Origin of the sequence: Pantoea dispersa (assembly GCF_014155765.1) — a bacterium.
Taxonomy (GTDB): Bacteria; Pseudomonadota; Gammaproteobacteria; order Enterobacterales; family Enterobacteriaceae; genus Pantoea; species Pantoea dispersa.
Genome location: NZ_SCKT01000010.1, coordinates 154,544 through 166,852 on the forward strand (window position 1 = coordinate 154,544; position 12,309 = coordinate 166,852).

General features: G+C 59.1%; 11 protein-coding genes. 8 read left to right on the forward strand and 3 right to left on the reverse strand.

What is annotated here, in order from left to right:
* Positions 1-236 precede the first annotated feature (236 nt).
* The gene (kup, locus tag H7K56_RS21135; protein WP_021508177.1) at positions 237-2,105 is read left to right on the forward strand and encodes a low affinity potassium transporter Kup; all 1,869 of its coding nucleotides are present in this window, start codon (positions 237-239) and stop codon (positions 2,103-2,105) included.
* 11 nt (positions 2,106-2,116) lie between these two features.
* Here kup and qseC read toward each other — a convergent pair whose 3' ends face one another.
* A complete protein-coding gene (qseC, locus tag H7K56_RS21140; protein WP_150361065.1) occupies positions 2,117-3,448 on the reverse strand; it encodes a quorum sensing histidine kinase QseC in 1,332 nt (443 codons plus the stop codon).
* Positions 3,445-4,107, reverse strand: coding sequence for a quorum sensing response regulator transcription factor QseB (qseB, locus tag H7K56_RS21145; RefSeq protein WP_141496847.1), 663 nt, complete (start codon positions 4,105-4,107; stop codon positions 3,445-3,447). The genes qseC and qseB overlap by 4 nt, the downstream gene beginning before the upstream one ends.
* 170 nt (positions 4,108-4,277) lie before the next feature.
* Here qseB and H7K56_RS21150 point away from each other — a divergent pair, with 170 nt between their 5' ends.
* The 7 genes from H7K56_RS21150 to rbsR all read left to right on the forward strand — a co-directional run bounded on the left by H7K56_RS21150 (position 4,278) and on the right by rbsR (position 10,643).
* A complete protein-coding gene (locus H7K56_RS21150; protein ID WP_058758226.1) occupies positions 4,278-4,673 on the forward strand; it encodes a YgiW/YdeI family stress tolerance OB fold protein in 396 nt (131 codons plus the stop codon).
* A gap of 172 nt (positions 4,674-4,845) precedes the next feature.
* Positions 4,846-5,265, forward strand: coding sequence for a D-ribose pyranase (gene rbsD / locus H7K56_RS21155; protein ID WP_021313542.1), 420 nt, complete (start codon positions 4,846-4,848; stop codon positions 5,263-5,265).
* Between the two features lie 7 nt (positions 5,266-5,272).
* On the forward strand, positions 5,273-6,781 hold the full coding sequence (gene rbsA, locus H7K56_RS21160; protein WP_150361064.1) for a ribose ABC transporter ATP-binding protein RbsA: 1,509 nt from the start codon (positions 5,273-5,275) through the stop codon (positions 6,779-6,781).
* Complete coding sequence (gene rbsC, locus H7K56_RS21165) at positions 6,778-7,749, forward strand: ribose ABC transporter permease (RefSeq protein ID WP_021508172.1); 972 nt, start codon at positions 6,778-6,780, stop codon at positions 7,747-7,749. The genes rbsA and rbsC overlap by 4 nt, the downstream gene beginning before the upstream one ends.
* Positions 7,750-7,776: 27 nt before the next feature.
* The gene (rbsB, locus tag H7K56_RS21170; protein WP_021508171.1) at positions 7,777-8,652 is read left to right on the forward strand and encodes a ribose ABC transporter substrate-binding protein RbsB; all 876 of its coding nucleotides are present in this window, start codon (positions 7,777-7,779) and stop codon (positions 8,650-8,652) included.
* Between the two features lie 64 nt (positions 8,653-8,716).
* The gene (rbsK, locus tag H7K56_RS21175; protein WP_058770712.1) at positions 8,717-9,646 is read left to right on the forward strand and encodes a ribokinase; all 930 of its coding nucleotides are present in this window, start codon (positions 8,717-8,719) and stop codon (positions 9,644-9,646) included.
* A gap of 4 nt (positions 9,647-9,650) precedes the next feature.
* Positions 9,651-10,643, forward strand: a complete 993-nt coding sequence (gene rbsR / locus H7K56_RS21180) for a ribose operon transcriptional repressor RbsR (RefSeq protein ID WP_369597187.1) — start codon at positions 9,651-9,653, stop codon at positions 10,641-10,643.
* On the opposite strand, the gene mdtD is transcribed toward rbsR, so the two are convergent.
* Positions 10,640-12,043: a multidrug transporter subunit MdtD gene (mdtD, locus tag H7K56_RS21185; RefSeq protein WP_021508168.1), complete on the reverse strand. Its 1,404-nt coding sequence runs from the start codon at positions 12,041-12,043 to the stop codon at positions 10,640-10,642. The genes rbsR and mdtD overlap by 4 nt on opposite strands.
* Positions 12,044-12,309: the final 266 nt, after the last annotated feature.

A 12,309-nucleotide genomic window follows, 5' to 3' on the forward strand; every position in this document is an offset into this window, starting at 1 on the left:
TTTATCATGCGTGAAAGCGTTGATAGCCGTCAGCTTTTTTGTTTCAGAAGGTTGAGGTGAGGCAAATCGCGGGTTTTCAGCGCATTTCGCGCCGATTTTCGGCGAAAAAACGCTGCGCAGACGGCGTAATGCCAGACGGTAAAAGTAGGTTTTTTCGGGAATATGTGCATACTGTGCGCTTTTTGATGATCTGAGCGCCGGGCTGAGGCCTGCGCGGCTCCAACAAAAGACAACTTATGAGCTCGGATAAGAAACAGTCCCTTGGCGCAGTCACTCTGGCGGCGATCGGCGTGGTGTATGGCGATATCGGCACCAGCCCGCTCTATACCCTGCGCGAGTGTCTCTCTGGTCAGTTCGGCTTTGGCGTGGAACGCGAGGCGGTGTTTGGCTTTCTGTCGCTGATCTTCTGGCTGCTGATTCTGGTGGTTTCGCTTAAATACATCAGTTATGTGATGCGCGCCGACAACGCCGGTGAAGGCGGGATCCTGACGCTGATGTCACTGGCGGGCCGCAATACCGGTGCGCGCGCCACGGCGATTCTGGTGATCATGGGGCTGATTGGCGGCAGCTTCTTCTACGGGGAAGTGGTGATCACGCCGGCGGTATCCGTGCTTTCGGCCATCGAAGGGCTGGAGATCGCCGCGCCGAGCCTCGATAGCTACATTGTGCCGCTGGCGATTGCGGTACTGACGCTGCTGTTTGTAATTCAGAAACACGGCACCGGCATTGTCGGTAAGCTGTTTGCGCCGGTGATGCTGCTGTGGTTCATCATCCTGGCGGTGCTGGGCGCGCGCAGTATCATCAATAATCCTGAGGTGCTGCACGCCATGAACCCGTACTGGGCGCTGCACTTCTTTATTCAGTACAAAACGGTATCGTTCTTCGCGCTGGGCGCGGTGGTGCTGGCGATCACCGGCGTTGAAGCGCTGTATGCCGATATGGGCCACTTTGGTAAGTTTCCGATTCGCCTGGCATGGTTTGTGGTGGTGCTGCCGTCGCTGGTGCTCAACTATTTCGGCCAGGGGGCGCTGCTGCTGGAGCATCCGGAGGCCATCAAAAACCCGTTCTTCCTGCTGGCACCGGACTGGGCGCTGATTCCGATGCTGATTCTCGCTACGCTGGCCACGGTGATCGCCTCGCAGGCGGTAATCTCCGGCGTATTCTCGCTGACGCGCCAGGCGGTGCGTCTTGGCTATCTGCCGCCGATGCGCATCGTGCACACGTCCGAAGAGGAATCCGGCCAGATTTATATTCCGGTCATCAACTGGCTGCTCTATTTCTCTGTGGTGATAGTGATCGTCGGCTTTGAGCACTCCAGTAATCTGGCGGCCGCCTACGGGATTGCGGTGACCGGTACCATGGTGCTGACCGCCATTCTGTGTTCAACGGTGGCGATTCAGAACTGGCACTGGAATCGCTATCTGGTGGTGCTGATTCTCATCGCGATGCTGTGCATCGACGTTTCGCTGTTCTCCGCCAACCTGGTCAAAGTATTCTCCGGCGGCTGGCTGCCGCTGACGCTGGCGCTGATGATGTTTATCGTGATGACCACGTGGAAGAGCGAGCGCTTCCGCCTGCTGCGTCGTATGCATGAGCATGGCAATTCGCTGGAGGCGATGATCGCCTCGCTGGAGAAGTCGCCGCCGGTGCGCGTGCCGGGCACGGCGGTCTACATGTCGCGGGCGCTCAATGTCATCCCCTTTGCCATGCTGCATAACCTGAAGCACAACAAGGTGCTGCACGAGCGCGTGGTGCTGCTGACGCTGCGTACCGAAGATGCGCCTTATGTGCACAACGTGCGTCGCGTGACCATTGAGCAGCTGTCGCCCACCTTCTGGCGCGTGGTGGCAAGCTACGGCTGGCGCGAAACGCCGAACGTCGAGGAGATTTTCCACCGCTGCGGCCTCGAAGGGCTCAACTGCCGCATGATGGAAACGTCGTTCTTTATGTCACACGAGTCGCTGATCATCGGCAAACGCCCGTGGTATCTGCGTCTGCGCGGCAAGCTGTTCCTTGCGCTGCAACGCAACGCCCTGCGCGCGCCGGATCAGTTTGAAATTCCGCCTAACCGGGTAATCGAGCTCGGTACTCAGGTCGAAATCTGACGCATCGCGCGTCACCAACTGAGGGTGACGCGCAGCCCCTGCGGCTGCACCGAGCTGAAGGTCAGCCGGATGCCGTGCAGCTGAGCCACATTTTTCACAATCGACAAGCCAAGCCCGCTGCCGGTTTGCGCCTGCCCCGGCGGTCGCCAGAAGCGTTCACCCAGCCGCGCCAGCTGCTCTGCGCTGACGCCCGGTCCGTTATCCACCACCTCCAGCCTGCGCGCGCTGAGCTGCAGCTGAATCTCACTGCCGGACGGCGTGTAGCGCAGCGCGTTATCCAGCAGATTGCGCAGCAGTAAACCCAGCAGCAGTGGATGACCGTTCATCACCGGTTCCGCGTCAGACGTCAGCGTCAGCCTGGTGTGCTGCGCTGCCGCCTGTGCCTGATGTTCGGTCACCAGCTGGTGCAGCAACGGCGCGAGGGGGACCGGCTGAAATTCGCTGCGCAGATCGTCTGCTTCGACGCGCGACAGCGTCAGCAGCTGATCGACCAGCCGCGTGGCGCGCAGGATGCCGCTATCGAGCTGCTGCAGCGCATGGTTACGCATCGCCTCGTCATCGCCGGCCAGCTGAATCACCTCGCTCTGTACGCGCAGCGCCGCCAGCGGGCTGCGCAGCTCGTGCGCCGCATCGGAGGTAAAGCGTCGCTCGCGCTGGACCAGCTGTGCCATGCGGGCAAACAGGCCATTCAGCGCCGCCACCAGCGGCTTCACCTCCAGCGGCAGGCGTTGCGGCGTCAGCGGGGTGGCATCATCCGGCGCGCGTTGCTGCAGCGATGCAGTCAGGCGTTTCAGCGGACGCAGCTCAAACCACACCAGCGCCAGCAGCAACAGCAGCATCAGCGGCATGGCCACCACCCACGGCAGCAGGCTGCTCAGTGCCAGATCGCGCGTCATATCATCACGATATTCCCACTCCTGTCCGACCACCACGCGCCACTGCTTATCGGCTGACGTCAGCCACAGCAGCCGCCAGCGATCGTCATCACCACGCAGGCGACCATCGTGGAAGCCGTCACGATCCGCTGTAAACAGCAAATCGCGGCCGTTTTCGCCGTCGTTCAGCAGCGGTTTGCCGTCGGCGCTGAACAGCGCAAAGGCCAGCGCGTCGTCATCCTGATCGCCGCGATGGTGGCGCAAAATCGCTTTGGTTTTTGGCAGCGAGGCGGCCTGCAGACGGCTGGCATCCAGCGCCAGCAGGCGTTTGGCGAACAGCATTTGCTGGGTATCAAACAGCTCATTAACGGTGTCGCGCGTCTGCTGCCATGCGCTAAAGGTGGCACTGGCACCACACAGAATAATTAACAGCAGAAAGCCGATGGCCAGCCGCAGGAACAGACTCATTCTGCCGCTCCCAGCGTGTAGCCAATGCCGTGCACGGTGCGGATGAACTGACTGCCGAGCTTTTTACGCAGATGATGGATGTGCACTTCGACTGCGTTACTGGAGACGTCGTCGTCCCAGCTGTACAGTTTCTCCTCCAGCTGCGCGCGCGTCAGCACGCGACCGGGATTGCGCAGGAACAGCTCCAGCAGCGCCAGCTCACGGCTTTTCAGGCTGAGCGGTTCGCCATCGACCATCACGCTGTGGCTGCCGGGAGCCATCACCACCCTGCCGTGACGCAGCTCCGGCTGCAGCTGACCGTGACGGCGACGAATCAGCGCCTGCAGACGTGCGGCCACCTCCGTCAGCGCAAACGGCTTACACAGATAGTCGTCGGCACCGAGTTGCAGGCCCTGCACGCGCTGGTCCAGCGCATCGCGTGCGGTGAGGATCAGCACCGGGACATCCGCGCCCTGCTCACGCCACTGGCGCAGGATGTCCAGCCCGTCACGTTGCGGCAGCGACAGATCCAGCACCACGGCATCCCATGGCGCCGCGTTGAGCGCCTGAAATCCGGCTTCGCCGCTGACAAACCAGTCGACGCTGAAACCCAGTTTGGTCAGGCCGACCTTCAGGCCATCGCCAATCAGCGTATCGTCTTCAATTAATAAAATGCGCATGCGTTTCTCCCGGTTACCTGGGGGTTTATACGAAGCAGATGCGCGCTTGTACAGCGTCATTCGCCCGTTTTGGCTTATTTTTCCCCTCTTTTTTTCCCTTAAGATCCTGTTAAGAACCCTGTGGTGAAATAGCTCCCGTAATCCGCACAGACATGGAAATGAGGTGAAAAATGAAAAAGAGTGCAGCGCTGTTCGCCATTATCGCCCTGGCGGCAACCCCGGTGTTAGCCGCCCAGCAGGGTGGCTTTGTCGACCCTAACGCGCCAGCCGCTCAGGCTAAAGCCGGCGGTTTTAAGGCCGATAACAGCAGTGTGGTGACGGTAAAACAGGCCGAAGAGATGAAGGATGACAGCTGGATCACCGTGCGCGGCCAGCTTGATAAGCAGATCGGCGATGAAGATTATCTGTTCCGCGACAGCAGCGGCAGCATGAAAGTGGAGATCGACCACAAACGCTGGAACGGCCAGACCATTACGCCGAAAGATCAGGTCGAGCTGACCGGCGAACTGGATAAGGATTTCAATTCGATTGAACTGGACGTTAAACAGGTACGTAAACTGCCTTAACCTCCCCTGCGGAGCCACGTCGTGGGCTCCGCCATCCCGCCAAACTCAAATTTCCCCCGGCCCAGGCGAAACGTTTCGATGGCGATCACATTTCCGTGATGCCGTCATTGAGTTGCCATGTACATTTAATACACTGCCAGACAGCGAAACGTTTCGCTGTGGAGTGGAATAAATGAAAAAAGGTCGCCTGTTAAACGCTGAAGTCTCTCATGTGATTGCCCGCCTCGGGCATACCGATACGCTGACGATTGCCGATGCGGGCTTGCCGATCCCGGCCGGTCCACAGCGCATCGATCTGGCGCTGACGCCCGGTACGCCCGATTTTTTACAGGTGGTGGAGGTCATCACGCAGGAGATGCAGGTTGAGAGTGCCCTGATAGCGGAAGAGATCCAACAACACAATCCGCAACTCCATAGCCAGCTGATCGCCGTGCTCGAAGCCTTGCAACAGCACCAGGGGAATGTGATTAGCGTTCGTTACACCAGCCATGAACAGTTCAAACAACACACTCAGCGCAGTCAGGCGGTCATTCGCAGCGGAGAGTGCTCTCCGTATGCGAATGTCATCCTGAGCGCGGGCGTCACTTTCTGAGGCCGCTATGCAACCGTTATTGCAACTCAGGGGAATTGAAAAATCATTTCCCGGCGTGAAGGCGCTCAACGGCGCGTCGCTGGCGGTCTATCCCGGGCGCGTGATGGCGTTAGTGGGAGAGAACGGCGCGGGCAAATCCACCATGATGAAGGTGCTGACCGGCATCTACAGCATGGACGCCGGTTCGCTGCACTGGCTGGGAAAAGAAGTGACGTTCTCCGGACCGAAATCGTCTCAGGAAGCCGGCATCGGCATCATCCATCAGGAGCTGAACCTGATCCCGCAGCTGACCGTTGCGGAAAATATTTTCCTCGGCCGTGAATTCGTTAACCGCTTTGGCCGCATCGACTGGAAACAGATGTATGCCGCGGCGGATGCGCTGTTAAAGCGCCTCAATCTGCGCTTCAGCAGCCACAAGCTGGTGGGCGATCTGTCGATTGGCGACCAGCAAATGGTGGAGATCGCCAAAGTGCTCAGCTTCGAGTCGCAGGTCATCATTATGGATGAACCGACCGATGCGCTGACCGATACCGAAACCCTGTCGCTGTTCCGCGTCATCAATGAGCTGAAAGCGCAGGGCTGCGGCATTGTTTATATCTCCCACCGCATGAAAGAGATCTTTGAGATTTGCGACGACGTCACCGTGTTCCGCGACGGCCAGTTTATTGCCGAGCGCGCGGTAAACGATCTCAGCGAAGAGGCCCTGATCGAAATGATGGTCGGCCGCAAGCTTGAGGATCAGTATCCGCATCTCGATCAGACACCGGGCGAGGTGCGGCTGCGGGTCGAGCACGTTAGCGGACCGGGCGTAGAAGATGTCAGCTTTACCCTGCGTAAGGGCGAGATTCTGGGCATCTCCGGTCTGATGGGCGCGGGCCGCACCGAATTAATGAAGGTGCTGTACGGCGCGCTGCCGCGTACGCACGGCAAAGTGACGCTTAACGGCCGCGAGATTGTCACCCGCTCGCCGCAGGACGGCCTGGCCAACGGCATCGTCTATATCTCGGAAGACCGTAAGCGTGACGGGCTGGTGCTCGGGATGTCGGTCAAAGAGAACATGTCGCTGACCGCGCTGCGCTACTTCAGCCGCGCCGGTGGCGGCCTGAAGCACGCCGAAGAGCAGCTGGCGGTGGGCGATTTTATCCGCCTGTTCAATGTGAAAACGCCGTCAATGATGCAGCCGATCGGTCTGCTGTCCGGCGGTAATCAGCAAAAAGTGGCGATTGCGCGTGGCCTGATGACGCGCCCGGATGTGCTGATCCTCGACGAGCCGACGCGCGGCGTCGATGTCGGGGCGAAAAAAGAGATCTATCAGTTAATTAACCAGTTTAAAGCCGAAGGGCTGAGCATCATCCTGGTGTCGTCGGAAATGCCGGAAGTGCTGGGCATGAGCGACCGCATTCTGGTGATGCATGAAGGCCATCTGAGTGGCGAATTTTCCCGTGAGCAGGCTACCCAGGAATCCCTGATGGCAGCGGCGGTCGGTAAGCAACACAGCGAGGAGTTAGTTGTATGAGTACCCAAACCTTACCTGCCAGCCGTCGCTGGTTCAGCAAAGCCTGGCTGCTGGAGCAGAAATCGCTGATCGCGCTGATTGTGCTGATCGCCGTGGTTGCCAGCCAGAGCCCGAACTTCTTCACGCTGCCCAACATGTTCAACATCCTGCAGCAGACATCGGTCAACGCCATCATGGCGGTGGGCATGACGCTGGTGATCCTGACCTCAGGCATCGACCTTTCGGTCGGCTCGCTGCTGGCGCTGACCGGCGCGGTAGCGGCATCGATTGTCGGGCTGGAAGTTAATGCATTGGTGGCCGTAGCGGCATCGCTGGCGCTGGGTGCCTTTATTGGTGCCATTACCGGTGTGATTGTGGCACGCGGCAAGGTGCAGGCGTTTATCGCTACGCTGGTGATGATGCTGCTGCTGCGCGGCGTCACCATGGTTTACACCAACGGCAGTCCGATCAACACCGGCTTCAGCGATAACGCCGATCTGTTTGGCTGGTTCGGCATTGGCCGTCCGCTGGGCATTCCGACGCCGGTATGGCTGATGGCGGTGGTGTTCGCGCTGGCGTGGTACATGCTGCATCACACCCGCCTCGGCCGCTATATCTATGCGCTGGGCGGAAACGAAGCGGCCACGCGCCTGTCCGGCATCAATGTTAACCGCGTTAAAGTCATCGTCTATTCGCTGTGCGGCCTGCTGGCGGCGCTGGCGGGCACCATCGAAGTGGCGCGTCTCTCTTCCGCGCAGCCGACGGCGGGCACCGGTTATGAACTGGATGCGATTGCCGCAGTAGTGCTGGGCGGTACCAGCCTCGCGGGCGGTAAAGGGCGCATTATGGGCACGCTGATCGGTGCGCTGATTCTCGGCTTCCTCAATAACGGCCTCAACCTGATGGGCGTATCGTCTTACTACCAGATGATTGTCAAAGCCGTCGTCATTCTGCTGGCGGTGCTGGTGGATAACAAAAGCAGTAAGTAACTCTGACCTTCACACAGGATTAAAGAAATGAAAAAGTTAACTGCATTGGCCGTCATCCTTGGCGCCACCCTCAGTGCTGGCGCGATGGCTAAGGATACGATTGCGCTGGTGGTCTCAACCCTGAATAACCCGTTCTTTGTGTCGCTGAAAGATGGCGCACAGAAAGAAGCCGATAAGCTGGGCTATAACCTGGTGGTGCTCGACTCGCAGAACAACCCGGCAAAAGAGCTGGCAAACGTGCAGGATCTCACCGTGCGCGGCACCAAACTGCTGCTGATCAACCCAACGGATTCTGACGCGGTCGGTAACGCCGTGAAAATGGCTAACCAGGCGAACATCCCGGTGATTACGCTGGACCGTATGGCGGCGCAGGGTAAAGTTGTCAGCCACGTGGCGTCTGATAACCGCTTCGGCGGCAAAATGGCCGGCGATTTCATCGCGAAGAAACTGGGCGACGGTGCGAAAATCATCGAGCTGCAGGGCATTGCCGGCACCTCCGCTGCCCGCGAGCGTGGTGAAGGCTTTAAGCAGGCCGCTGATGCACACAAATTCAACGTGCTGGCCAGCCAGCCGGCCGACTTCGACCGTACTAAAGGTCTGAACGTGATGCAGAACCTGCTGCAGGCGCATCCGGACGTGCAGGCAGTTTTTGCCCAGAACGACGAAATGGCGCTGGGCGCGCTGCGTGCGCTGCAGACCGCAGGCAAAACCGACGTGCTGGTGGTGGGCTTTGACGGCACCGCGGACGGCGTGAAGGCGGTAGAATCCGGTAAACTCAGCGCGACCGTTGCACAGATGCCAGACAAGATTGGTATGATTGGCGTCGATACCGCAGATAAAGTTCTGAAGGGCGAAAAAGTGCAGGCGATCAACCCGGTTGACCTGAAACTGGTTACTAAATAAAACCCAAAGAAAAGCATGGCAACGCGCCACCCTCGCGGTGGCGCAACTTCCTGGATAACTCCCTATGAGCAAAAGCGCAAAACTGGCGGTACTCGGCAGCATCAACGCCGACCACATCCTCAACCTCGCCCATTTTCCCCGTCCGGGTGAAACGGTGATCGGGAAACAGTATCAGGTTGCCTTTGGCGGTAAAGGGGCCAACCAGGCCGTCGCGGCTGGCCGTGCCGGCGCTGACATTGCTTTTATTGCCTGCGTGGGTGCAGATGACATCGGCGAACGTATTCGCCAGCAGCTGCAGCAGGACCAGATTGATACCGCTCCGGTGGAAACCGTGGCGCAGGAAGCCACCGGCGTGGCGATGATCTTCGTGAATGGCGAAGGCGAAAATAACATTGGCATCTACTCAGGCGCGAACGCGGCGCTGACGCCAGCCTGTGTGGAGCGCCACCAGCAGGTAATTCGTTCGGCCGATGCGCTGCTGATGCAGCTGGAGTCGCCGCTGGACAGCGTGCTGGCCGCTGCCCGCATCGCGCGCGCCAGTCACACTCAGGTGATCCTTAATCCGGCGCCGGCGACCCAGCTCTCTGATGAGCTGCTGGCGCTGATCGACATTATTACGCCGAATGAGACCGAAGCGGAAATCCTCACCGGCATCGCCGTCAATGACGACGACGACGCGGCGCGGGCAGCCCAGGCGCTGCACGCCAAAGGCATCGATACCGTACTGATTACGCTGGGCCGGCGCGGCGTATGGCTCAGCGAGCAGGGCCAGGGACAGCGTATTCCTGGTTTCAGCGTGCAGGCGGTGGATACCATCGCTGCCGGTGATACCTTCAACGGTGCCTTCATTACCGCGCGGCTGGAAGGCGTGGCGATGCAGGATGCGGTTCGTTTTGCCCATGCGGCGGCAGCCATTGCCGTGACGCGCCCGGGCGCACAGCCCTCAGTGCCATGGCGCACTGAGATTGACGCATTCCTGCAGCAACAGGGTTAAGCGCTTGGCTACCATGAAAGATGTCGCCCGTCTGGCGGGCGTCTCCACCTCCACCGTTTCGCACGTTATCAACAACAACCGTTTTGTTAGCGAACAGGTGCGCGACAGAGTGGAACAGGCGATTCGCGAATTAAACTACGCGCCGTCGGCGCTGGCGCGCAGCCTGAAGATCAAGCAAACGCGCACCATTGGCATGTTACTGACCGCCAGCAGCAACCCGTTCTACTCGGAGGTGGTGCGCGGTGTAGAGAACAGCTGCTATGAACGCGGCTACAGCCTGATTCTGTGCAATACCGAAGGCGATGAAGAGCGCATGAATCGCAGCCTTGAAACGCTGATGCAGAAGCGCGTGGATGGCCTGCTGATGATGTGCACAGAAACCCATCTGCCCTCCGCCGACATCCTTAATCGCTATCCTTCGGTGCCGATGGTGATGATGGACTGGGCGCCGTTTGAAGGGCGCGGCGATATTATTCAGGATAACGCGCTGCTGGGCGGCGAACTGGCTACGCAGTATCTGATTGATCGCGGTTACACCCGCATCGCCTGTATTGCCGGGCCGCTGGATAAAACCCCGGCGCGCCTGCGTCTGGACGGTTTTCATCAGGCGATGGCTGCCAGTGGGCTGGCGGTGCCGCCGGGCTATGTGGTGGACGGCGATTTCGAATTTCAGGGCGGTTTCAACGCCATGAATCAGCTGCTGGCGCTCGATCCGCCACCGCAGGCGGTGTTTACCAGCAACGATGCGATGGCGGTGGGCGTCTATCACGCCCTGTATCAGGCGGGACTGCGCGTGCCGCAGGATATGGCGGTGATGGGCTATGACAACATTGAGCTGGCGCGCTATCTGACGCCGCCGCTCAGTACCATTCATCAGCCGAAAGATGAGCTGGGCGAGCTGGCCATTGATACGCTGATTCATCGTATGAGCGATCCCGACGCCAGCCAGCAAACGCTGGTGCTGACGCCGGAGCTGGTGGAGCGCGGTTCGGTTTAACTGCTTTTACGCGTTTTCTCGCGGTTGGCGATCAGGTTACGGCCATCCCCCGGCCGTAACATCAGAAACGCCAGCGCCGACAGCACGGTAATCACACCCATGGTAAAGAAGGTGGCGTGGAACTGCTGCACCGTGGTGCTCTCAAAATCCTGGTAAAAGCGCAGCACGGCGGCGCTGACCGCCACGCCAAAACTGATCGACACCTGCTGCGTTACCGCCAGCACGCTATTGCCGCCGCTGGCGTTCTCATCATTCAAATCCGCCAGTGTGATGGTATTCATGGCGGTAAACTGGGTGGACATCGCCATGCCCAGTACAAACAGCGCCACCAGCAGCATGATGATGCTTCCGTCCGGCGACTGCAGCGCGAAGCTGGCGACCAGCACGCCGATGATAACCGTAATGCCCACCAGCGTTTTACGATAGCCAAAGCGGCGCAGCACCTGAGTCACGGTGGATTTAGCCAGCAGCGAGCCAATCGCCGTGGGCCCCATCATGCAGCCGGCGATGATCGCCGGATAGCCAAATCCTACCTGTAACATCAGCGGCATCAGGAACGGAATACAGCCGGTACCGAGACGCGCGGCAATATTACCGATAATCCCGACGGAGAACGTGCGTGTCTTAAACATCGGCAGACTAATCAGCGGAGCCGGATGGCGGCGTGCATGCATAATATAGAGCAGCAGCAATACCACGCCGCTGACCAGCACCAGCACCGCCTGCCACGGCGATACGATACGCTCGCCAAACAGCTCGATGCCGATGGAGATCAGCACCAGGCCAAAACCAAACAGCATAAAGCCGCCGAAATCGAAGCGGCGTTTTGGCGTGGTGAAGTCCGGCATATATTTGCGCGCATAGAAGATGCCGGCGATGCCGATAGGAATATTAATCAGGAAGATCCAGTGCCAGCTGGCGTAGGTGACCAGCAAACCACCGAGCATAGGGCCAAGAATCGGTCCGACCAGGCCGGGCATGGTGACGAAGTTGAGTACCGGCAGCAGTTCGCTGCGCGGATAGGCGCGCAGCAGCGCCAGACGCGCTACCGGCATCATCATTGCTCCGCCAACGCCTTGCACCACGCGCGAAACCACCAGCATGCTCAGCGATCCGGACAGCGCACAGGCCAGTGACCCGAGCGTGAACAGGGAAACCGCCACAATAAACACCTTACGCGTGCCAAAGCGATCGGCCAGCCAGCCGCTGACCGGAATCAACATCGCGACCGTGAGCGTATAACTGATGACGGCAGACTGCATGGCAAGTGGGGAACGTTCAAGGCTGGTGGCAATGGCGGGAAGCGCGGTATTCAGGATGGTGGCGTCGAGAGCCTGCATAAAAAACGCCATGGCGGCGATCCAGGGCAGGCCGGCCATACTGCGCGCGGAGCGAATCATTGAAAATCCTTCTTGAAGAAAATCGGTCAGCAAAGAGCGTAAGTTAAACAGGATAGCATCGGTCGCTGCGATGATGGCGCTGATTTGTGCCGCTGTGAGAGCTGATTTGCCTGATTATTAGACGGGAAATGTCTGTTTTTACCGCGTTCGTATAAAAAAGTAGCTTTCAGTCAATTTTTTTCAGGAAATGCTTGTCACTTCAGATTAACTCCCTATAATGCGCCACCACTGAGACGGCAAAGCGGCAACGCAGGCGGCTCAGCAGG